Source organism: Gracilimonas halophila (genome assembly GCF_042684365.1).
GTDB classification, from domain to species: domain Bacteria; phylum Bacteroidota; class Rhodothermia; order Balneolales; family Balneolaceae; genus Gracilimonas; species Gracilimonas halophila.
In genome coordinates, this window is record NZ_JBHULI010000022.1 from 33414 (window position 1) to 56093 (window position 22680).

General features: G+C 42.3%; 22 protein-coding genes and 2 tRNA genes. 11 read left to right on the plus strand and 13 right to left on the minus strand.

The annotated features are described in order from the left end of the window. Positions 1 to 8: 8 nt before the first annotated feature. Positions 9 to 1697 (plus strand): tail fiber domain-containing protein, encoded by a 1689-nt coding sequence (locus ACFSVN_RS05230; RefSeq protein ID WP_390299627.1) that lies wholly within the window; start codon positions 9 to 11, stop codon positions 1695 to 1697. A gap of 69 nt (positions 1698 to 1766) precedes the next feature. Here the strand turns inward: ACFSVN_RS05230 and ACFSVN_RS05235 are convergent. After that, positions 1767 to 1839: transfer RNA gene (locus ACFSVN_RS05235), tRNA-Thr, on the minus strand. 81 nt (positions 1840 to 1920) lie between these two features. Here ACFSVN_RS05235 and ACFSVN_RS05240 point away from each other — a divergent pair. Then, positions 1921 to 2514 carry a rhomboid family intramembrane serine protease gene (locus ACFSVN_RS05240; RefSeq protein WP_390299630.1) on the plus strand — a complete coding sequence of 198 codons (594 nt, stop codon included), beginning with the start codon at positions 1921 to 1923 and terminating at the stop codon, positions 2512 to 2514. A gap of 16 nt (positions 2515 to 2530) precedes the next feature. Here ACFSVN_RS05240 and serC read toward each other — a convergent pair whose 3' ends face one another. Together serC and ACFSVN_RS05250 are read right to left on the minus strand one after the other, a co-directional pair. Continuing rightward, on the minus strand, positions 2531 to 3610 hold the full coding sequence (serC, locus tag ACFSVN_RS05245; protein WP_390299633.1) for a 3-phosphoserine/phosphohydroxythreonine transaminase: 1080 nt from the start codon (positions 3608 to 3610) through the stop codon (positions 2531 to 2533). A gap of 27 nt (positions 3611 to 3637) precedes the next feature. Continuing rightward, the gene (locus tag ACFSVN_RS05250; protein ID WP_390299636.1) at positions 3638 to 4849 is read right to left on the minus strand and encodes a DUF1015 domain-containing protein; all 1212 of its coding nucleotides are present in this window, start codon (positions 4847 to 4849) and stop codon (positions 3638 to 3640) included. Positions 4850 to 4969: 120 nt separating this feature from the next. Between ACFSVN_RS05250 and ACFSVN_RS05255 the strand changes: the two genes are divergently transcribed. Beyond that, entirely contained in the window at positions 4970 to 5296 is a 327-nt protein-coding gene (locus ACFSVN_RS05255; RefSeq protein WP_390299639.1) for a DUF1844 domain-containing protein, read from the plus strand. Next, positions 5289 to 5714, plus strand: coding sequence for an NUDIX hydrolase (locus ACFSVN_RS05260; RefSeq protein WP_390299642.1), 426 nt, complete (start codon positions 5289 to 5291; stop codon positions 5712 to 5714). The genes ACFSVN_RS05255 and ACFSVN_RS05260 overlap by 8 nt, the downstream gene beginning before the upstream one ends. A gap of 54 nt (positions 5715 to 5768) precedes the next feature. Here ACFSVN_RS05260 and ACFSVN_RS05265 read toward each other — a convergent pair whose 3' ends face one another. The 5 genes from ACFSVN_RS05265 to proS form a co-directional block, all read right to left on the minus strand. Further along, complete coding sequence (locus ACFSVN_RS05265) at positions 5769 to 6422, minus strand: energy transducer TonB (protein WP_390299645.1); 654 nt, start codon at positions 6420 to 6422, stop codon at positions 5769 to 5771. 181 nt (positions 6423 to 6603) lie between these two features. Further along, a complete protein-coding gene (locus ACFSVN_RS05270; RefSeq protein ID WP_390299648.1) occupies positions 6604 to 7248 on the minus strand; it encodes an energy transducer TonB in 645 nt (214 codons plus the stop codon). Between the two features lie 64 nt (positions 7249 to 7312). After that, positions 7313 to 7720, minus strand: a complete 408-nt coding sequence (locus ACFSVN_RS05275; protein ID WP_390299651.1) for a VanZ family protein — start codon at positions 7718 to 7720, stop codon at positions 7313 to 7315. Further along, complete coding sequence (locus ACFSVN_RS05280; protein WP_390299653.1) at positions 7721 to 9268, minus strand: NAD(P)H-hydrate epimerase; 1548 nt, start codon at positions 9266 to 9268, stop codon at positions 7721 to 7723. It abuts the gene before it with no gap. Positions 9269 to 9339: 71 nt separating this feature from the next. Then, positions 9340 to 10806 (minus strand): proline--tRNA ligase, encoded by a 1467-nt coding sequence (gene proS / locus ACFSVN_RS05285; protein WP_390299656.1) that lies wholly within the window; start codon positions 10804 to 10806, stop codon positions 9340 to 9342. A 139-nt stretch (positions 10807 to 10945) separates the two neighbouring features. On the opposite strand from proS, the gene ACFSVN_RS05290 reads away from it, so the two are divergent. Continuing rightward, a tRNA-Met gene (locus ACFSVN_RS05290) sits at positions 10946 to 11019 on the plus strand. Positions 11020 to 11139: 120 nt separating this feature from the next. Then, positions 11140 to 11763: a TM2 domain-containing protein gene (locus ACFSVN_RS05295; protein ID WP_390299659.1), complete on the plus strand. Its 624-nt coding sequence runs from the start codon at positions 11140 to 11142 to the stop codon at positions 11761 to 11763. Between the two features lies 1 nt (position 11764). Here the strand turns inward: ACFSVN_RS05295 and ACFSVN_RS05300 are convergent, their stop codons facing one another. The 3 genes from ACFSVN_RS05300 to ACFSVN_RS05310 form a co-directional block, all read right to left on the minus strand. Then, entirely contained in the window at positions 11765 to 14383 is a 2619-nt protein-coding gene (locus ACFSVN_RS05300; RefSeq protein ID WP_390299662.1) for a T9SS type A sorting domain-containing protein, read from the minus strand. Between the two features lie 226 nt (positions 14384 to 14609). Further along, positions 14610 to 15263 carry a LuxR C-terminal-related transcriptional regulator gene (locus tag ACFSVN_RS05305; protein WP_390299665.1) on the minus strand — a complete coding sequence of 218 codons (654 nt, stop codon included), beginning with the start codon at positions 15261 to 15263 and terminating at the stop codon, positions 14610 to 14612. 284 nt (positions 15264 to 15547) lie between these two features. Next, positions 15548 to 15979, minus strand: coding sequence for a hypothetical protein (locus ACFSVN_RS05310; protein ID WP_390299668.1), 432 nt, complete (start codon positions 15977 to 15979; stop codon positions 15548 to 15550). Positions 15980 to 16062: 83 nt separating this feature from the next. On the opposite strand from ACFSVN_RS05310, the gene aspS reads away from it, so the two are divergent. Both aspS and ACFSVN_RS05320 read left to right on the plus strand, forming a co-directional pair. Then, positions 16063 to 17847: an aspartate--tRNA ligase gene (aspS, locus tag ACFSVN_RS05315; protein ID WP_390299671.1), complete on the plus strand. Its 1785-nt coding sequence runs from the start codon at positions 16063 to 16065 to the stop codon at positions 17845 to 17847. Next, positions 17844 to 18551: a DUF429 domain-containing protein gene (locus ACFSVN_RS05320; RefSeq protein WP_390299674.1), complete on the plus strand. Its 708-nt coding sequence runs from the start codon at positions 17844 to 17846 to the stop codon at positions 18549 to 18551. Before aspS ends, ACFSVN_RS05320 begins: the two co-directional genes overlap by 4 nt. A 153-nt stretch (positions 18552 to 18704) precedes the next feature. Here the strand turns inward: ACFSVN_RS05320 and sthA are convergent, their stop codons facing one another. Beyond that, positions 18705 to 20165 carry a Si-specific NAD(P)(+) transhydrogenase gene (gene sthA, locus ACFSVN_RS05325; RefSeq protein WP_390299677.1) on the minus strand — a complete coding sequence of 487 codons (1461 nt, stop codon included), beginning with the start codon at positions 20163 to 20165 and terminating at the stop codon, positions 18705 to 18707. A 231-nt stretch (positions 20166 to 20396) separates the two neighbouring features. On the opposite strand from sthA, the gene ACFSVN_RS05330 reads away from it, so the two are divergent. The 3 genes from ACFSVN_RS05330 to ACFSVN_RS05340 all read left to right on the plus strand — a co-directional run bounded on the left by ACFSVN_RS05330 (position 20397) and on the right by ACFSVN_RS05340 (position 22049). Then, positions 20397 to 21005 (plus strand): superoxide dismutase, encoded by a 609-nt coding sequence (locus ACFSVN_RS05330; protein WP_390299680.1) that lies wholly within the window; start codon positions 20397 to 20399, stop codon positions 21003 to 21005. A 76-nt stretch (positions 21006 to 21081) separates the two neighbouring features. Next, entirely contained in the window at positions 21082 to 21483 is a 402-nt protein-coding gene (locus ACFSVN_RS05335; protein WP_390299684.1) for a four helix bundle protein, read from the plus strand. A 107-nt stretch (positions 21484 to 21590) separates the two neighbouring features. Next, complete coding sequence (locus ACFSVN_RS05340) at positions 21591 to 22049, plus strand: BrxA/BrxB family bacilliredoxin (RefSeq protein WP_390299687.1); 459 nt, start codon at positions 21591 to 21593, stop codon at positions 22047 to 22049. Between the two features lie 156 nt (positions 22050 to 22205). Here ACFSVN_RS05340 and ACFSVN_RS05345 read toward each other — a convergent pair whose 3' ends face one another. After that, a complete protein-coding gene (locus tag ACFSVN_RS05345) occupies positions 22206 to 22673 on the minus strand; it encodes a hypothetical protein (protein ID WP_390299690.1) in 468 nt (155 codons plus the stop codon). Between the last annotated feature and the right edge of the window lie 7 nt (positions 22674 to 22680).

Consider the following 22680-nt stretch of genomic DNA (forward strand, 5'->3'; position numbering starts at 1 on the left):
GGATTACAATGATGAATAAGATACTATCGAAATTAATATTTACGCTTTTAGCTGTACTATTCACAGCTGAGGTTATGGCGCAGGTTCCGCAGGGATTCAACTTTCAGGCGGTAGCCAGGGATGCAAACGGAGAACTGCTTGTTGAACAAACATTAGGCGTTCAGGTTACCGTTCTTTCTGGTTCTGAAACAGGTACCGCAGTTTATACTGAGACTCAAACTTCTACTACAAATGCATCAGGCTCGTTCCAGATCGTTATTGGTGAAGGGACTTCACAAGACAACTTTGCAGGTATCGACTGGTCGTCTGATAACTATTATGTCAAGTTAGAAATAGATCCGGCCGGAGGAACAAGCTATGAAGAATTGGGGACGACACGACTATTATCAGTTCCGTATGCATTGCTTGCCCATGATGTAGTGAATGGTGGAAGTATAGGTGAACTCACAACTGAGTTTAATCTAAATTCAACGGAAGGGGATACTTCCTTCATCGTGAATGCGACCGGAACTTCAGGATTGGCTGCCATTAGAGGAAACTCGAGTACTGATGGAGTGAATTACGGTATGATAGGTACTGCTAACTCTACCCCCTCTAATTCCAATACCATGTATGGTGTTTTTGGGACCGCACCTGGTGAAGGTACAGGTACTCAGATTGGTGTACTTGGCTCGGCCGTAAATGATAATGGAACCGGTAATAGACGATACGGGCTTGTAGGACAGGCCAGGTCTCAGGCAAGGGAGAATATTGGAGGTTATGGTGTTGGTCTTGGACCAGGAGATGGGGAGATAATCGCCCTTGGAGGTGAGTTTGCAAGCGGGAGTTTCAATGTTGGTGGTTTTAATATTGGATTGGTTGGTTTTGCAAGAGACAACCTGAATGGAAATATTGGAATCCGAGGATATGTGTATGGAACTGAAGGTGCTCGAGAAAACCGAGGGGTTTCTGCTGAAGCTGTTACAACAGGGACAGGAAGAAATGTTGGAGTACAATCTCTTGTACATAGTTCACAATCAGACAATATGGGATTTCAGGCATTAATGATTGATGTTGGATCGGGAAATACTTCGGCAAACAATATTGGGGTTGAGTTGGATGTCAGTAATAGTACGAGTGATAATAATTATGGTATCAGGGGTTATATCAATGGGAGCTCCATAAATAGTACAGGAATGTTTTTAGATGTATCTGGTGGCAGTAACTCAAATATTGGTATGATTGTTAATGCTGCAACAGCTGCTGAACTCAATGGAAACGTATATGTTAACGGAGACCTGAATTACTCAGGAGCTCTTAACAATACCTCCGATCGTCGTCTTAAGGAAAACATTCAACCACTGAATAGCGGTTTGGAAACCATTATGAAGCTTAACCCAACAACCTATAATTTCCGCGGCAATGGGGAATATAACGGACTCAAACTTTCCACCGGTTTGCACTATGGTTTAATCGCTCAAGAAGTAGAAAAAGTTCTGCCTTCATTGGTTAAGGATAATATTCATACTTACACTGAAATGAGTATAGAAGGGCAAGGGCCTAATGCTAATTCAGAAACGGAGATCAAGAAAACCATGGAATACAAGACCATGAATTATACTGAGTTGATCCCGGTGTTGATCAAGGGAATGCAGGAGCAACAAGCTGAGATTGAACGACTCAAAAAAGAAATAGAAGAGCTTCGTAAGGACAAATAAGAGTTCTTTGTATTCAACTAAAAACCCCTCATGCATGTTTGCATGAGGGGTTTTTTATTATCCGGCTTGAGCCGAAGATCGGATTTGAACCGACGACCTACGCTTTACGAGAGCGTTGCTCTACCAACTGAGCTACTTCGGCGTTTATAAAACCAAAGTTACGATTCTTTTTAAATCATCTGCAATAGATTCGTTTTCATCTTACCTTAAAAAGAAAAACCAAATGTCGGTAACCCTTTCCCTGATCGCGGCTAATGTCTTAGTGACATTGGTAACCTTATATGCTGCTCCCAAGCTTTTCGAAAAATTTATGATGATCCCCTATCGAGTGATACGGGAAAATTCGTGGTACGAACTTATCAGCTCAGGTTTTGTTCATGCAGGGCTGGGACATCTGTTTTTAAATATGTTTGTCCTATTCTTTTTTGGATTGGTGCTTGAGCGAAGTATTGGTCAGGAACATTTTATTGGACTCTATTTTACCGGATTGATCGTTTCAAGCTTACCTTCGCTTTACAAGCATAAAGACAATCCGGAGTTTGCAACAGTAGGTGCTTCAGGTGCAGTGGAAAGTGTGTTATTTGGATTTATAATGCTGTTTCCACTCGATCCTATTTACATTATGTTCATTCCAATAGGAATCCCTGCAATTATATTCGGGATCTTGTTTTTAGTTTACAGTGTATATGCAAGCAAAAAAGAAGGGAAGATCAATCATGAAGCTCATATTGCAGGTGCCATTTGGGGATTTTTGTACCTGATCATATTTGTACCCAACACGATAGACCACTTCTTATCTGTATTTGGATTGATCTGAAAAGTGATCGGAAAGATCAGCCGTTTTTGCTTTTGAAATAATTCATGAAATCAACTAAGGCTTCTACAGATTCCAGGGTGCAGGCATTATAAATACTTGCTCGGATTCCGCCAACCGTTCGGTGGCCTTTTAAGGCAACAAGGTTATGTTTCTCAGCTTCATTTAAAAAATGCTCTTCCATTTGTTCTGATCTCAGCCTAAAGGTTACATTCATCTTTGAGCGGGATCCTTTTTGAGCAGTTCCACTATAGAAATCATCAGTATCAATAGCGCTATAAAGGAGGTCAGATTTCTTTGCATTAAGTTGTTCGAAATAAGAGATACCACCTTTTTCTTCTACCCACTTTAACACCAGGTTTACCATATAAACGGCGAAAGTCGGGGGGGTATTAAAGATTCGGTCAGCGTGTGTTTTATAATTGAGAATAGTGGGAATCTCTGATTTATCAGCGGTTTCCAGAAATGAATTCCGTACCAAAACCAAAGTGACGCCTGATGGACCGAGGTTTTTCTGTGCCCCGGCATAGATCAAACCGTATCTATCAAGATCTATTTTCCGGGAAAGAAAATCAGAAGAAGCATCACAAACCAAGGGGACCCCGTTTGTTTCAGGTTCTTTGGGAAATTGTGTCCCGTAAATGGTGTTGTTAGAGGTAAAATGAACATAGCGTCCATTATCTGAAAAGTTTAATTCATCCTGAGACGGTATTCTGGAGAAGTGTTCACTTTCTCCGGAGTAGGGTACGTTTACTTTCCCAAAAAGCCCGGCTTCTTTAATTGCTTTTTTTGACCAAATGCCGGTATTGATGTAATCAGCGGTTTGGTCTTCTTTCAAAAAATTATAAGGTACCTGCATGAACTGCGAACTGGCTCCACCTTGCAGAAACATGATCTTAAAATCATTTCCCAACCCCAGTAATCTTGATAAGCGCTCTTTTGCTTCTCTATCAACCTGAGTATAGGACTTCCCGCGATGACTTTGTTCCATAATGGAAACACCATCACCGTGGTAATCAAGGAGTTCCTCCTGAACGGTTTTTAAGACTTCAGTTGGAAGAGCTGCAGGTCCGGCACTAAAATTATGTACGCGTTTCATAGGTTTAGGAAGTAATGAGTGTGAGTTCTAAAACGTATGTATCAATAATCCTGACCTTAGTTTAGGCTCAAACCAAGTTGATTTTGGAGGCATCAATAATCCGGCATCTGAAACTTTCACTAGTTCCTCAATAGATGTTGGGTACATGCTTATTCCGAGGGCGGCTTCTCCATTATCCACTAATTTCTCTAACTCACCGGTGCCCCTGATGCCACCTACAAAATCAATATTTGGATCGGTTCGCTGATCTTTAATACCCAATAGTGGCTCAAGAATTTGATCTTGAAGAAGTGTGATGTCAAGCTTAGAAGCAGGATCGTTCTTAACGGGATCCTTCAATGTAAGGCCGTACCAGTTTTCATTCAGATATAATGAGATCATTCCTTTTCCTGTTGGAACAGGCTTTGCCTTTCTTTCTAGATCAAAATCTTCCTGTAGTTTTTCAAGGAAGTTGTCAGGGATCGAAAAAATGATCCTGTTGTAGGCTAAAATCTTTATTTGATCCATCGGTACTAACACAGCAGGGAAGAAGTTATAAGCTTCAGTTCCATCATGAGTTGGGTTTTGAGAAGCTTGTTCTTTAGCCGCACGTGCAGCACTGGCACACCGATGATGGCCATCAGCAATATAAATGTTAGGTATATTTTTGAAAGCCTCGACTAAAGTCTCATTGTTATCTGCTTTCCATATAGTGTGCTTAACATCATCTTCGGCAGTAAAATCATAGATCGGATCATTATTTTCCATATGCTCATTCATAACAGAAGTAATGGATGCGTTGTCTCTAAACGTCATCATGACTGGCTCAGCATGAGCTTGTTGTGTTAAAATATGCTTGGTTCGATCATCCTCTTTGTTGGGGCGGGTGAGCTCATGTTTTACGATCACCTCATTATCGTAATCTTCTACACTTACGCATCCATATATACCAGTCTGGGAACGGCCATCCATAATAAGCCGATAGATGTAAAGTGAATTTTGTTCTTCCTGTATAAAAGCACTGGAGTTGAGTAATTCATATAAGTTCTCCCGCCCTTTTTCGTAAACTTCAGCAGAATACACTGAAGTACTCTCAGGCAGGCCGATCTCAGGACGAATCACATGTAAAAAACTTTTGGGATTACCACGTGCAAGTTCTTTTGCTTCTTGTGTGTTTACCACATCATATGGGACACAGGCAACTTGGGGTGCAAGTTCAGGCTTAGGCCTCCATGCTTTAAAGGGCTTTAGAATAGCCATAAAAAATTTACTTTTTAGTTATCTTTACAGGTTGATGTAAGGTACATAAAATTGGACTTTATTAAATTTCAGTATACCTATTAAAGGCAATAAATAAGAAGAAATTAAGGGAAATTTACTATGAGCAAGAATGGCGAAAACTTAAACGAAGAACAACAAGAGCAACTTCTATTTATGATGTTGATCCAGCAACATCAGCAAATAGCAATGATGGGGCTTGGTAAACTGCAAAATCCTGCTACTCAGGAAATGGAAAAAGATCTATCCTCCGCCAAGTATGCGATCGATACTTTGGCTATGCTCAAGAAATATACGAAAGGTAACCTTTCGGATGAGGCTGGTGGTTACCTTGAGCAGACACTGACCACACTCCGTATGAACTATGCAGAGGAAGCAAAAAAGGCAAAGTCAGAATCTAAAGGCAACGCAGCCGATCAGGATGAGTAATTCTGATGCAATTCCTGTCAGCGCAGCAGGAGGAATCGTGTTCCAATGGAAATCTGAAAAGACAGAGCCCGAGGTATTGATGATCTTCCGGAATGGAGTTTGGGATCTTCCAAAAGGTAAATTGGAAAAAGGCGAAGGTATAGAAATGTGTGCAGCAAGAGAGGTGGCAGAAGAAGTGGGGAGTGGAATACCTGCCATAGTGAAAAAATTAGGCACTACTTATCATGAATACTCGGAAAAAGAGAAACTAATGGGAAAGACTACTTATTGGTATTCTATGGTATTTACAAAAAGCGAGACCTTGGATCCACAAACTGAGGAGGGAATCGAAAAAATTGAATGGGTAGATATTTCCGAGGCCAAAGAAAGAGCGGGGTATGAAAACCTGAAAGAAATTCTTAAAAAATACTGGACATAAAAAAAGGTGCGATCGAGAGATCGCACCTTTAAATGATAAAATAATATACTTGAATTAGTTTTCCAGACGGAAGTTGATAGACAGTGCGTACTGCACACGAACAGGTCGACCGCGCTGCATTCCGGGCTCAAATTCAGCTTGTTGAACAGCTTTGAGAGCTTCTTCATCACAGCCACCGCCAATACCGCGAACAACACGTGCATTTTCAACATTACCCTGCTCATTCACAATAAACTGAACGGTTACACGGCCTTCGATACCTGCGCGTCGTGCCATTTCAGGGTATTGTACACTTGCCTGAAGTTTTGCCATACCGCCTTTAAGAACCGGCATTTCCTCTACCACAACAAAGAAATCTTCTTCTGCTTCTTCTTCTTCAGGTGGAGGAGGTAAGTCCATTGGAGCATCCATATCAAGTTCCGCATCAAGATCGATCATTTCATCTTCAATGATCTCATCGTTAGGAACTTCAACGGGGACCGGTGGACGAGGGGGAGGAGGAGGAGTTTCAATTTGTTTTGTTTGAACAATCTCTTCCATTTCCACTACTTCCTGTTCGTCTAATTGAACAACAGTTGGTGGTTCAGTTTCTAAATTCAATTTCACAGCAGTCAGCATTATAACAAGCGCAATGATCAATCCTGCCTCTAAATAGACAGTATATGATCTCTTGAGATCTGCTTTTGGTGTCTTTCTTTCGTTAATCATAATTCAAGTACGGTATTAAATAGATTTTTGTATCGGTGAAAATAACGGGATTTTATCATTAGTGTGCAAGTAGTAGAACACTATTTTAACTGTTTAAACATAATTTTAGTGTGAAAAGTTTGGATTAGTAATTTTAAAGATGGATTGAGTAATGATAAGTTTTGTAAACGAGCTGATTTCATTACCGTTGAAGTCTAAAATGAACCACTTGTTTCATGCGCACTTTTACAAGATTACCATTTTGAATACCCGGGGTAAAGGATTGAAGTTTAATAACTCTTAAAACTTCTTCATCACAACCACCGCCTATTCCGCGAACTATTTTGAGATCTTCTATCTTACCTTTTTCAGTTATAATAAATTCAGCAATGACTATTCCTTCAATACCATTTCTTTTAGCTAATTCCGGATACTTAATATCATTGTAAAGAGCTTCCAGGCCACCTTCCATTTTGGGCATGAATTCTGCTATTTCCAGGACTTCCAGCTCATCACTATCATCGGTTTCAGGTGGAAGATCAAGTGCGGAGGGTGGATCATTAAAATCTGCAAAATCAATTGCAGGAGGATCTATAGGGTCATCATTGGGTATTTCTACAGGGATACGAGCTAAAACAGGCGGGGGAGCAGGCTTTTTCTGTATGGTGATGGGGGAGAGTGTTACAGGAGGCTCTTCTTTAATTTCAATATTTGATGAAGATTGGGAATTTGAGGGAAGGTGAAATCTAAATGCTGCAATAGAAATTAAAAGTGCACCTATAAGTCCCAGCTCAAAAAAGATAGGATAGTTCTTTCGAAGATCGATCTTTCTGCGGGAAAGTTTCATTCGCTTAAGATTAATTAAAGGGTTCGCCTTTAATTAAAGAAGTCTCAAATAAATGATAATCGCATTATGATGCGGTCTCTGTTTTAAACGCAGATACTTTTTGAGCTAAGACATATAGTAGTAATACTGCTGCTGCTGTACCTGTGATATCCGCTGCAAAGTCTAAAAGTTCGGGGCTTCGGCCGGTGGGTAACAGGTGCTGCAATACTTCAATGACAAGTCCAAATAAGCTCCCTACCAAAAACACGGGAAAGAGAGTGAATTTATCCTTCAGGAAGCGGACCAGGCCATAAAAAAATGTCCATGCTGCAAACATTATAAAGTGTACAACTTTGTCTAAACCCATAAATGATTGGGGGACGTCATAGTCAACAGGAAAAAGAGTTCCATAGAGAATAGCTCCGGTAGAAAGGATCAACAATCCAAGATAGGGCTTGACCGAACGGGTAAGAATCTTAATAATTTTTGTCATTTAGATAATGTCCATGGGTTCTAAAGAACCGGAGTTCGTTGCAAAATATTGTTTAGATCCTTTATAACCGTTTAAAAGAGCTTGAAAACAAGCTAGTTCAGCTGATGAATATTTAAGCCAAAAAGCCCCGGTCTTTCCGGCGAGTACGTCGCCAAATCCTGCCCGGGAAAAAACCCGTGTGTCATATCCCGTTAAATACGGAACTCCCGATTCTGTTCCAACAATCGAAGGCATTCCCTTAGATAAAATCGTAAGTCCATTCTGCTTAGCGAATGTTATAACTGCTTCCATTCGTTCATGATCATTGCTTAGTTCTTTGTTTAATAAGCTTTTTAATTCACCGGGATGTGGAGTCAGGATCAAATCAGATGAGTCCGGTATATCCCAGTTTTCCCATTTTGATAAAGCAAACAAAGCATCCGCATCAATCAGGGAATCTCCTTCAAACGCAGTCAATAATTTCTGAGTGAATCGGATGGTCTCTTCATGCCGCCCTATTCCGGGCCCGATCAACAGCTTTCCGGGTTTTTCTTTCAGCACTTCAAGAACGTCGGCAAGATGTGATTCTTTAAAGTAAACATCATCATGATCACCGATCGGTTTTTTAATGATCTGCACCAGCTGTTTTTCATACACTTCAAGCAATCCTTTTGGAGTGATCAGGACAACGGCTCCCAGTCCGGTTGACCATGCACTTTTAGCAGCCAATACAGCGGCGCCGGTCAAGCCTTCCGACCCTGCAATGATGTATAAGACACCGCCATCATATTTGTGTTTTTTCTTTTCACGGGATGGGGAATTAGCATCCACCCATTCCTCATCGATCAGGTAAGAAGCAGGGTTCTTGTATTTATTTGGAAATGAAAGTTCACATAAAATAACCTCGCCCGCCGTATCAAATCCCTCATTCAGGTAGAAACCTATTTTTAATGCCCCGAAGCTAAGAGTGAAGTCAGACTGAACAGCCGACCCCATGATCTGACCTGTGTCGGCATTCAATCCCGTTGGAACATCCAATGAAAATACAGGGGCTTTTTGTTTGTTGATGTACTCAATAGCATCCGAATAGAGAGCTCGAACTTCGGTATTCAATCCGGTTCCCAGCATTCCATCTGCTATAAAGTCATAGTCTTCCGGGGTGAAGTCTTCCCATTTCAGGACCTGAATGTCCGTTTCAAGTTTTTGGAGGAGCCGGAAGTTCTTATCAGCATCAGGACTCAGATCTTCGGTCCCTGACAAAAAACAGACGGTGATATTAAAATCTTGCTGAGATAATAAACGGGCAATGACCAATGCATCTCCGCCATTATTACCCTTCCCGCAAAAGAAAACACCATGTGAATTGGCCGGTATCTCAGACATGATAAAATCAGCGGCCCTGGTTCCTGCGATCTCCATTAGTGTAAACCCATCGATCCCAAATTCCGTAATGGTTTTCTCATCCATGAATCGGGATTGTTCAGCTGAGCAGAGATAATATGGATGTGGGATCTTTAGCATATATAATGATTCATTCTCTCCAATGTTGACATCCTTCGCGTAAGACATTTGAATCCTAATCTATCAAATGTGCGCTCAGGATGACAACAGAAAATGGTGAATCTAAGTTGAAAAAATTATTAGTACGATCGTGCAAAGAGTACTTTCTGCTTCGATGGTTTACCGGTTACCATACATTTACCTTCCTCACCTTCCTCCAGCGGAATGAGGCGGATGGTTGCTTTCGTTTCTTCTTTGACCTTCTCCTCGGTTTCCGGCGAGCCATCCCAATGTGCCCATATGAAACCGCCTTTATCATCTAATACGGTTTTGAACTCATCATAAGAATCAACTTCTGAAGTCATTTCTTCCCGGCGCTTCTTAGCCTTGTCAAAGAGTTCATTCTGAATGTCATCCAATAATTTTTTCACGCGCTCGCCCAATCCTTCCCGAGATTCAATGTTCTTGGAATTATGATCTCTTCGGGCAAGTTCCACATTGTTGTTTTCAAGATCACGGGGCCCAACGGCGATTCGAAGTGGGATTCCGGCTGCTTCATGTTCGGCAAATTTATAACCGGGATTATAATTATCGCGGTCATCCACTTTAATGCGAATACCAAGGGCAGTCAGTTCATCATAGATGCCATCGGCATATTCCAGCACAGCTTTACGTTGTTCATCACTTCTGTAGATGGGCACTACCACAACCTGCTTAGGAGCCAGTTTTGGGGGGAGCACCAATCCCTGATCGTCGGAATGTGTCATGATCAATCCTCCGATGAGTCGGGTTGAAACGCCCCAGCTTGTGGCCCAGACCAGTTTGTGTTCGCCATCCTTATCCTGAAATTTCACATCAAAAGCTTTTGCAAAATTTTGGCCCAGGAAGTGAGATGTTCCGGCCTGGAGGGCTTTCCCATCCTGCATCAATGCTTCAATGCAATAGGTGTCAACGGCGCCGGCAAAACGCTCACTGGCTGTTTTTACCCCCTTAAGAACCGGCATCGCCATAAATTCTTCGGCAAAAGTTGCATACACATCCAGCATCCGGCGTGTTTCTTCTACGGCTTCCTCTTTAGTTGCGTGAGCCGTGTGTCCTTCCTGCCATAAAAACTCCATCGTTCTCAGAAAAAGCCGCGTACGCATTTCCCAGCGAACTACATTTGCCCACTGGTTCACCAGAATAGGAAGATCACGGTAAGATTGGATCCATCCGCGATAGGTATCCCAGATAATAGTCTCAGAGGTAGGCCGGACGATCAGTTCTTCTTCCAGCTTCGATTCCGGATCCACTTCCACTCCGCCATCAACACTTTTCAGGCGACTATGAGTGACTACCGCACATTCCTTGGCAAAGCCTTCCACATGCTGTGCTTCTTTAGAAAGAAATGATTTAGGAATAAAAAGCGGGAAGTAGGCATTTTCATGGCCGGTATCCTTGAACATCTGGTCGAGGGCGTTGCGCATATTTTCCCATAGTCCCATTCCATTGGGGCGAATCACCATACTCCCTCTCACCGGTGAGTGCTCAGCAAGTTTAGCTTCGCGTATCACATCCAGATACCATTGTGAATAATCTTTTTCCTGTGAAGTAATGTTTTTAGCCATGAACCTGTTTTAGTTTGGTTTTATATGAACCGTGGAAGTTAAGAAACTTAGCGTAGAGAATAAGGAGAGGAATGCGAAAAAATGTTTTACCCTTTGTAAGATAATGCCGTATATTTGATGCCCTTTGAAAGAGACCGATGCCGTGGTAGCTCAGATGGTTAGAGCGCACGACTCATAATCGTGAGGTCGGCGGTTCAATTCCGCCCCACGGTACTATATCATTAAGCCCTGTTCAGAAATGAATTGGGCTTTTTTTATTTATATAGATTTCTTTTTGGAACAAAAATTCCCGTATTTCGAACCGGTAGTAAATTACAGATTTATTGGATACCAATGCGTAAATCGGAAGAATATGAAATGGCTCTTGTAGCGGAGCAGGCTTTGAGCAAAGCCCTGCACAAGTATGAGGAGCTGAGTGCTGAACTTAAAGAGGAAAATGATGCTGCCCGTTCAGACCTGATCGAAACCATCCATGATTCGATCAGGAATTTGAAACGTAAGATCACGGCCTACTTTCAGGAAATGATCCCAATGGAAAAGGTACTGGATGAGTTTGTATTTGAATATGAAGTTCTCAAAGCTGAACTCGAGATAAGGAATCAGGAATCGGCCAGGATAAAGAAGTTTGCCAAAAAACTACTTTCCAGCTATGAAGATTTTATTTCAACAGTAGGCGGGAAGAAAAAGTTAGCACTTATTCAGGAGGGGGATATAGGGTATAAAAAGAAGTCTACCGCCACGGCATATATTTTTTGGGTACTTAGTTTTTTCGGGATACTTGGGCTGCACCGGTTTTATTTGGGGCGAACAGGCACGGGAATTGGCTGGCTGCTTACTGGTGGATTATTAGGATTTGGCGCAGTTTATGACCTTATCGCATTACCAAAGATGGTAGAAGAACAAAATGTATATAACCAGCTTCGGGCAGCTAAGATAAAGCAGCTCACCGGAAAATAGATCATTTAACCAGGGTTAGTTTCTTGGTTACTTCAGCTCCATTGGCCTGTAAGCGGTAAATATATACCCCACTTGAAAGTGATTTTGCATCGAACATTATTGAGTGATCGCCGGCAGCCTGTCTTTTTTGTACGAGAGTCATCACTTTTTGCCCGTTTATATTATAAACTGACAGTGTAACAAATCCTGATCTGGCAATGGAATAATTAATGGTAGTATTTGGATTGAAAGGGTTTGGATAGTTTTGTTTGAGTTTGAGTTCTGCAGGGATATCGAGATATAACTCATCATTTGAAGTAGTAATTTCTTTTAACTGATATCGAAATACACCTTCTCCCTGAGTAGCCGCATATAAATACTCTCCCTGGGACGACATTTTTAGCATAGCTACAGAGCGTGTGGATAGCATATCATTCATTAAGTTCCATGACTCTCCGCTATCAGAACTATGATATACCCCTCCATGCCATTCACCGGCATACATATTTGAAGGTTCTGCCGGATCTATGACAATAGAAGTAATATGTCCGTGATCTCTTGTGCCATTATCAATAAGTGTTTGTGGGGTTAGAACCTGAGACCAGTTAGCTCCACCGTCTTGCGACCGGTAAATTCCAAAACTGTTACCTCCAATAAATATCGTTTGATCATTTTCAGGATGTACTGCTATAGAAAGTAAAGAGTTACGCGGGATGGGGTCATTCTGTTTCCAGACATCATTCCAGTTTTCCCCTGCAGGAAGAGTTCCTTTGATATCTTGCCAGTTTTGGCCGCCATCACTAGTTTTGTAAATACCTCCTTCCCGCAAAGAAATATATACCAGATCGGGGTTTTGATGACTAATGGCTATATCCGTTACATTTCTTGATTGAGCACCGGAGGGTAAACCGGTATTGATCTCTTGCCAGTTCTGCCCACCGTCATCAGACCGGTATATGCCCATGCTTTCAGCAAAATCTACCTTATGGGGATCGGAGTGAAACCCGGCTGCCATAAATCCGGCATAAACGGTATTTGGATCAGATGGGGTGAATAATATAGTACGGGCACCGTGCCGGTTACCTACTTCACCTGTCTCAAGGTATAAAACAGGAGCCCAATTTAACCCACCGTCCACACTACGCAACAGAAAGCTTTCATGTTCATCAGAACACAGCAAGGTTTTACCTGTTTGATCAACTGGGTCGAAAGCCGAACCGAATCCTTCAGGGAAAGCAGCGTATCCATAACTGATGCCGCTCCAGTTATCACCGGCATCATCACTTTTGAAAATTCCGCTTCTTCCATTTGCTAAGATCTGTCCAGGTTCATTAGGATCCACGGCGATGGAATGAATATCAGCCCCGCTGTACCCTTTACTCCAGCTTACCCAGTTCTGCCCACCGTCTTCTGACTTAAATACTCCTCCTCCATAATTATTTACATACAGGATATTGGGGTCTTTCGGATGTACTACCATATCTATAGGAACACCGCTTCTTATGCCCGGTGGGCCATAGGGAGCTCCATTTTGGCCTGCGTATCTAGTCCAGGAGAGTCCATTATCTGTGGAGCGATAAATAGCTTGTGCAGAACCTGCATAAACAATGTCAGGATCAGAAGGAGCAAAAGCGATGGCTGTAAAAGGTTCCGCATCATAAGCAAGATCAGGAGTTACATCCGTCCAGTTACTGCCAAAATCAGTAGAACGGTAAATTGCTCCGAAAGTGCCTTTATTATGGTCATTATTATTTCCGGAGGCTACGATGACAGTACCAGGGTTGTCTGGGTCACGGTCAGCTCCCCCCATAAACATACTGTTACTTTCGGTGATTCCCTGATTACTTGGGATCCAGGAATTTCCTCCATCTTCAGATCTATACATACCTATACCGGAACCAGAAGCATAAACTTCACCGGGATCGTCAGTGTCGGCTTCACGATCAAAAATTCCGGTTGCAAGTAATATTTGATCTGTGTTGTCAGGATTGATGAACATCCATCTTGTTAAACTATTGAATTCTTCCAGCAGGCTGAAATTATCGCCACCGTCAGAAGAGTGGTAAACAAATCCTTTTACTCTTTCAAACTCATTTCCCCATTCGCCTGTATGAATTTCACCCATTATAAATATGGAGTCCGAATTTCCCGGAGTAATTTCAATATGACGTATTGTAAGTAGGGAAGCATCAGGAATGGGATCTAAATTGATGCCATTGTCTTTCTTTGCCCAATTGTTTCCTCCATCGATAGACTTATAGAGACCTCCTCCGAATTCCATTCCGGCCCACATGATATCATTGTTATTAGGATCGATCTTAAAGGCAAAAACAGGAATTGCATCGTCAGAAGGCCCTTCCCTAAAACCGATTCCTTCATTGGCATCACTCCAGTTTTGACCTCCATCAGCTGTTTTTTGAAGACCTGTCCATGCATCGGTCACAAACATACTTTCAGGCTGATCCGTACGGTAACGGACGTTATAACCTAAGCCTCCAATTGGCCCGCCTGTTTTAGTCCAGCTATCAAGAGAACGTTCAGTAATTTTTTTAGTGTTGGAAGAGTGGGGTGAAAATCTCCAGGCAAAAGGTAAGCCTGTTACAATAGTGAGCCCCGCTTTTAAAAAATCTTTTCTATCCATGTCTTATTTTTGATCAAAATAACCACGGAATAAAAAAATAATTCGACAGAAAAGCACATAAAAAAAGCCACCCTCAAATCAATGAGCGGTGGCAGATATCATCTACAGACGGCTATTACCCCATTTGCACAACTAACTTACCTTTAAGTAGGCTGTTCGTCAATGGAGGGAATTACGTAATTTTCATACGTAAAAATACGTAGTTGATAATTTATAAAGGCTGAGCTTATAGAAGGGCTTGCTCATTCTCCATCGCAAACCGAACTAAAGCGGCTGTATTTTTAAGATCGAGCTTCTTGAGGAGGTTGGTTCGGTGTTTTTCAACTGTGCGGGGACTGATATAGAGCTTGTTAGCGATCTCCGAGCTGGTAAGTCCCTCGGTGAGTAATCCAAGTACCTCCCGTTCCCGCTTGGTAATGGATTTGATGGGGTCGGGATGTTTTTTCTTTCTTGCGAGCCGTTTGTATTCCTCGGTCATCATTTTTGAGAATTGTTTACCCAGGTATCGCTCACCCTTTGCCACTTTTTCAGCTGCATCAAGTAGTTCAAGGTGGTGAGCGGATTTATGGATCAACCCAAATGCGCCTGAATCAAGGAATTCGTTGAGGGTCTTTTGATCGGTATTGTCAGCCAGTAGAAGAATATTGGCATCCGGGCTTTTGTCGATGATCTTTTTGGCAATGATAATGCCTTCCATCTCCGGCATAGAAAAAGAAAGGATGCACAATTTGGGCTTTACGCTTTCAAAGGCGGTAAGCACCAACGCTCCATTGTCAACCTCGCTGCAAATATTGAATGCACCGTGATCGCGCAAGATGGAACTAAGTCCGTATCTGAAAATTTCGTTGCCGTCAGCAACAATTGTGTCGATGATATTCATTTTACCTCCCCAGGCAGAATGGTTTTTCCTCCGACCCACGCGGAGAAAGGACAGATAATGTAGTTAAAAAAGGGGTAAGTATGCCAATTTTATTTATTAAGGAGGCTTTTAGAGGGGGAAATACCTCCCAACCCATGGCAGACACCCTCCGCCCGGCTTCACATTCGTTCACCCCGGCACCTCCCTCAAGGGAGGACTATTCCTAGTTTTGTCTCACTTTTTATGTTTTTAAGGTATCAAAAAAGCCACAACGGAAAGTCTCTCCTTGAGGAGAGATCAACAAATCATACGATCATCTTCATCAATAAATAGAAACTCAGCCCCGACTTAATGGTCCATAAAATCGTGCGGATCCAATTGGTGGAAACCAGTCTGTTTATGGCATTTCGGTCTTTATGGTCTTCCAGAATGGAGTGAGCCGGAACGGAAAACAACCCGGTGGAGATCCAGATCATCAATACGAGATAAAATCCAATGGCATCCAGTGAGAAGAACCCGTTAAACCAGGCAAGGGCAAAGGAAGTAGTGATCTCTGTTACCATTACAGGGATCACAATCTTATCAATGCTGTTCACATGATGCTTCTGGAATTGTGCAAAAGTCCCATCACTCACATGATGAAATGCCGGATAGTGTACCAGTTGAACGACCCAGATAAGACCCGTCAAAAAGAAGGATGCAAAAGTGTTAAGCAGAAAAATAAGTTCAGATGACATTGAAGTAAGCGATTCGTTTACATTATGCGTATTTTTAGCGCCTTAATAACCAAAAGTTTTCACTTTACGATTCATCAAAAAGAATGACCCTTAAAAGAACACACACCTGCGGAGAACTTACTGCAGAAAATATTGGCGAAGAAGTAATTTTAAATGGCTGGGTAGGTCCCCGGCGCGACTTGGGCGGTGTAATTTTTATTGACCTGAGAGACCGCTATGGCGTAACTCAAGTAGTATTCAAGGAGGATGATGACCAGCTTCACGAAAAGGCTGAGCAACTCAGAGCTGAGTATGTGATCGGGATCAAGGGAAAGGTTATCACCCGTGGAGAAGAGAACATTAATAAGAATATGCCAACAGGGGAAGTTGAGATCGAAGCCACGGATCTGGTTATTTATTCTGAGGCAGATACCCCGCCGTTTGAGATCAAAGATGGAATTCCTACGAATGAAGAAGTTCGGCTGAAGTATCGCTATCTCGATCTGCGTCGACCGGAGGTGCAGCAAAGAATGTTGCTGCGGTCCAGATTCTATCAGTCGGTGCGGGAGTTTTACCACAACCTGAATTTTGCTGAAGTAGAAACTCCGGTTTTGATGCGGAGCACTCCGGAAGGTGCACGTGATTATCTCGTTCCCAGTCGGGTTAATGCCGGAAAATTCTTTGCGCTTCCGCAAAGTCCTCAGACTTACAAACAGCTATTAATGGTTTCCGGCTACGACCGCTATTTTCAGATCGTGAAGTGTTTCCGGGATGAAGATCTCAGAGCCGACCGCCAGCCGGAGTTTACTCAGATAGATGTGGAAATGAGTTTTGTGTATGAAGAAGATGTGTATTCAACTCACGAAGCCCTAATGAAAAAAGTGTTTAAGGATACTATCGGTTATGAAGTAGAAACACCCTTTCTGCGCATGACTTACGAGGATGCCATGAATACCTACGGTTCTGATAAACCGGATATCCGTTTTGGACTGGAGTTCAAAGATTTTTCTGAGATCGTTCGGGATGCAGAGTTTAAAGTATTTTCAGGAACGGTAAAAGATGGCGGGGGAGTAGTCGGTATTACGGTTCCCGGTCAAGGAGATATGGGGCGTGGAGCCATTGACCGCCTCACCGATCGCGTGAAGCAGGAAACGGGCGCAGGCGGATTGATCTACATCAAGATGCAGGAAGATGGACCGCTTTGCAGCGTGGCAAAATTCCTGACCGATGAGATCGTAGAGCAGATGGTTGAAAAATCAGAAGCGAAGCAAGGCGACCTCGTGCTGATCCTGGCCGGACCAAAACCGGATGTACTGAAACAACTTGGTCAGCTGCGACTGATGATGGGTAAAGAGTTTGGTCTTATCAATGAGGACATCTATAATTTCCTCTGGGTAACTGAATTTCCATTACTTGAATGGGATGAGGAATCCCGAAGATATCATGCCATGCACCATCCATTTACCTCTCCAAGAGCTGAGGATGTGGAACTGATGGATTCTGACCCCGGTAAAGTGAAAGCCCGGGCGTACGATCTGGTGCTGAACGGAAATGAGCTGGGTGGTGGTTCTATTCGTATCCATGATCAGGATATGCAGCGCAAGGTATTTGAGTTGCTGGGAATTGGCGACCGGGAAGCCGAAGAAAAATTCGGGTTCTTGCTGGATGCTTTCAAATACGGAGCACCTCCACATGGTGGAATTGCTTTTGGTGTTGACAGGGCCGTGATGTTACTGACCGGAGCGAAAAGTCTTCGTGATGTCATTGCTTTCCCTAAAAACCAGAAAGCACAAAGCTTGATGGACAACTCTCCCGATACGGTGGATGAACATCAGTTGGATGAGTTGCACATTCAACTCAAGAAAAACATTAAAGATCAGTTAAAGTGAAAACAGCAGGAATAGACGGTTGTAAAGCAGGATGGATCCTCATCACCTTTGATGAGGGGGAAGAAAAATATGAAGTGCTTCGGGATCGTGAAGCACTGAAACAAGCTTTTGAAGAATACGACCGTATTTTCATTGACATGCCGATAGGCCTTGAAGATGAAGATTACACCCGGAAGGCGGATGAATTACTCCGAAAAAAAGTAGGAGGGGAGTATGCCTCCAGTGTGTTCAGTCCTCCGATACGTCCTGCACTTATGGCTCCATCCTATGTAGAAGCCAATATGATAAGCCACGAGTACACGGAGAAAAAACTAACCCTTCAGGCATGGAACATCACCCCAAAGATACAGATGGTAGATGAGTTGTTGCGGGCCGATGAAAGCCTGAGAGATAAAGTGTTGGAGTCGCATCCTGAGTTGCTTTTTCAAACCATTAATGGTGGGATGATCTATCAGAAGAAGAACCTGAAAAAGGGAATCAAGCATCGTCTGAAGCTGATCGAAGACCGGGAACCCATCGCCGATGATTTCTTTCGGGATATCAAAGAAGACTTCCGCCGCAATGAAGTTGAGGAAGATGATATCGTAGATGCGATGGTGCTTGCCTATTCTGCAAAGATCTCCGAAGAAAAAGGGATCAAGACCTTACCTGAAGAATTCGAGTACGATTCCGAAGGCATGCGCAAAGCCATTCACTACGTTTGAACATCCAACATCGAACAGGTTTGTTCCCACACAGAGCGTAGGAACAAGTGAGGGCTGTGATTTTCTCGCTCCACACGCTCTGCGTTGGAGCGACCCCTTCTGCCTTCGATGCTTATCTAACGGAAAAAGCAGGTTCCTTGTTCGATGTCCTCTCTATTCCTTATTTTTAAGGATCTTCTTGTACTTCACGCCTGCTTTATACACCCGGTTCATTCCATTGAATGCAGCGATTCGGTATGCCTCGCTGTAGGTTGGGTAATTTAGTACATGATTGATGAAGTAGCGTACATCTCCTCCCAATGACATCACGGCTTGTCCAAGGTGAATAAGATCACTGGCGCGTTCCCCAATAATGTGGATACCGACGAGCTTAAGGTTTTCGGTTTCAAATACCAATTTCAGTAATCCGTCTTGTTGGTTACTGATATCTCCCTGGGTAATATTCTTATAATAAGCCCGCCCAACCGTAACATCATAACCTCGTGCTTTGGCTTCTTTCTCGGTAAGGCCGATACTTGAGATCTCCGGAATGGAGTAAATAGCGAACGGAATTTCAGGGGGTACATCCAGTGCTTTGATCCCGAACATATTACAGGAAGCCAATCGACCCTCAGAAAAGGAGGCTGAAGCCAAGGCGGGAAATCCAATGGCATCTCCGCCTGCAAAAACATTGTCGATATTGGTTTTGTAATCATTATCTACGATGATATTACCTCCATCATCCATTTCAACCCCAATATTTTCGAGTCCAAGTCCTTTTGTGTTCGGGATCTTTCCTCCAAGATAAAGCACGTGCTCCGTTTCGATGACGCGGGTGCGATTTCCTTCGTTGTCGTTTCTGAGGTTATACCGAACTTCGGTGGTATTTCTGATGGAATTGGTATCGATCTCAATATTCTCAGCATTAGAAAAAATCTCGATCTTTTGTTTTTCTAACAGCTTAAAGAGTTGCTCCGAGATCTCATTATCCAAAAATGGTAAAAAGGATTCGGCTTCATTCAGTATAGAAACACGGCTTCCTAAATTGGAAAAGGTAGTAGCATATTCCAATGCATGAACACCACTTCCTATCACCAGTAATTTTCTTGGGATGTGTGTAAGGTTCAGTACCGACGTATAGTCCATCACTTTATTATGATCCAGATCAAATCCCTTGGGCTTTAATGGATTGCTGCCCGGCGCCACAAAAATATACTCCGCCGTATATTCGGTTTTCTCTCCGTCTTTTGAGGTTACCTCAACCGTATTTTTTTCTTTGAGTACACCAAACCCGCGGACGGTATCCACTTCATTTTTCTTAAAATCGTTTTCAACTTTGGAGTTCTTACTCTTGAGGGTCTCGTTCTTGTACTTCAGTAATTCTTGCATCTGATGATGCTGATAGGCTTTTTCCTGTGAAAGGTCATCGAATTGACTTTGGAATCGCTGTATGATGCGGGCTGTTTCACGAAGTGCTTTGCTGGGAATGGTTCCTGAGTTGATCCAGGTTCCGCCAAAAGATTCTTCATTGGCTTCAATAACCAGCGTTTTTTTATCGAATTTTGAGCTCTGCATGGCACAGGAAAAACCGGCAGGTCCACTTCCGATGATTATAACGTCGTAGTCGTATTTCATAAATAAGTTGAGTGAGAAAATATAAGTGAGTGTGTCTGCTAAAGATACTTCAATTCTAAGAGGATTTCAGTTTAACATTCACTGATAGTGTTAACATATCTAAAAGATAGATTGTATTGATGGGGTACAGGAACGAATTTTAGTACCGTTTTGCTTATATTTGGGAACGATAAATGAAAGGCGCACAATTTATAAGCGTCAATAAACCGAAACTAAAAAAGGAGAAAGAAAATGGCATATTCTCTTCCCGATCTACCATATGATTACGATGCACTTGAACCTACCGTTGATGCACGCACGATGGAGATCCACCATACCAAGCACCATCAAGGTTATACCAATAAAGTAAATGCAGCACTTGAAGGCCATGAGTTTGCAGATCTTGATATTGAAGAAGTACTTAGAAGAATTGATGAAGTACCTGCCGATAAGAAGCAAGCTGTTATAAATAATGGTGGCGGATACGCTAATCACAAATTATTCTGGACCATTCTTTCTCCAAGCGGAGGCGGAAATCCGGAGGGCGAATTAGCTGAAGACATCAAGAAAACCTTTGGCAGCTTCGACAAATTCAAAGAAGAATTTTCAAATGCAGCCGGAAGTCGATTTGGCTCAGGATGGGCATGGCTTTCAGTAGATGGAAGCGGTAACCTGGTAGTGCATTCTACTGCAAATCAAGACAGCCCGCTAATGGATGGATATACTCCGATCCTGGGAATTGATGTTTGGGAGCATGCATATTACCTGAATTACCAAAACCGTCGTCCAGATTATGTTTCTGCTTTCTGGAATGTAGTGAACTGGGATCAGGTTGCTAAAAACTACAAAGCAGCGAAGTAAGTACGACGATTGACCAACGACAGTTGACGAATGACGGTGGATTTTTGTTCACCGTCATTTCTTTATGTGAGATATTATGCCTTTTAAATTTGAGAAATTAGAAGTTTGGCAACTTGCAATGGACTTGTCAAATAAGGTATATGATCTAATTAGAAATATGCCCAAGACAGAAGAATTTAATCTCAGTTCTCAGATAAGAAGAGCTGTAACTTCAATTTCATTAAATATTGCGGAAGGATCTACCGGTCAAAGTGACTCTGAACAAGTTCGATTTCTAAGATATGCTCATCGATCACTTATGGAAGTTGTGGGTTGCCTAATATTGATGAAAGAGAGGAACTATTTAGCCATAGAAAAATATGATGAGTTATATTCTGATGCAGAAAAGCTATCTGCTAAATTGTTTGCAATGAAGAATTATTTGCAAAAAAATTATAACGTTAATGAAGAGGGTGAAGACTTCAACCTTGAAGATTGACATTCAACGGTCAATCGTCATTGGTCTTTCGTCGTCAACACTCAGCCTAAAATATTTACTGTGATAGTTTGTATATTTAGACGAATAAAAAATTAAGAGGAAATACTATGCAATTTGGATTTGGAATGGGACCTGATACGTCCTGGATGAGAGAAGAGCTGACCAAGTACGGAGTGGAAGAACTTAAGACTCCTGAAGATGTAGATCGTGCTATGAAGGAATACAAAGGCACTATGCTTATGGCGATCAACTCGGTATGTGGGTGTGCGGCAGGAAATGCCCGTCCGGGACTTGGAATTGCTTTGGAGCAGTCTGAAGTAAAACCAGATCATATGGTTACGGTATTTGCCGGGCAGGATAAAGAGGCTACGGCCCATGCACGTGCATATTTCAGCGAATATCCACCTTCCTCACCGGCATTCGCCTATTTTGTAGATGGAGAAATCAAAGCTATGATTCCCCGCCATCGCATTGAAGGCCGTACAAAAGATGAAGTAGCTACCGATCTGAAAATGGTATTCGAAGCTTTTGGGAAAGAAGAACAAGAGAAAGCTGAGAAAGAGTAGAATCTACTTTTAAAAGTGATTGAAAAAGAAAAAGCCACCTCGGTTGAGGTGGCTTTTTTTATGCTGTAAAATTTCAATTCTATCATAAAAAAATGCCAACCTGCAATTTGGCAGATTGGCATTTAGTAATATGAGTTCTAGGTAATATTTAAAGGTTTAGTTTCCATCCACTCCTTCAATGATAAGAGTGTGGGTCTTTAGGTTTTCCGCTGGCTTGATTTCATTACTTTCATTCAGGGTTAAAACCAAAGTCCGGAATTCTCCATCATTTAAAGTCGTACCATTTAAATTAATGGTAATAGTTGCAGCACTTGAGTTTGCTGCCAACGTAACCGGAGAGGAGGTAGCCAAATCATAGTGGGTTCCTTCAACAGCATCTGTTTCGCTTGAGTTGACGGAAAATGAAATGGGAATATCGGAATCCTGTTGTGGCCCTATTAGCTGAACCAAAACTTCAACAGCGCCTGCGTCCTCTGCTTCAGTAGCATTTAGAGGTCTGAACTCTAATTGAGGGTCATCTTGATAGGTAAGATCCTTTTGACTAAAAAGATCATTTAAGCATCCGTTTAAGGAAACTGAAATCAAGAGCAGTACAAGTAATTCAATATATCTTTTATTATTCATGGTGTTA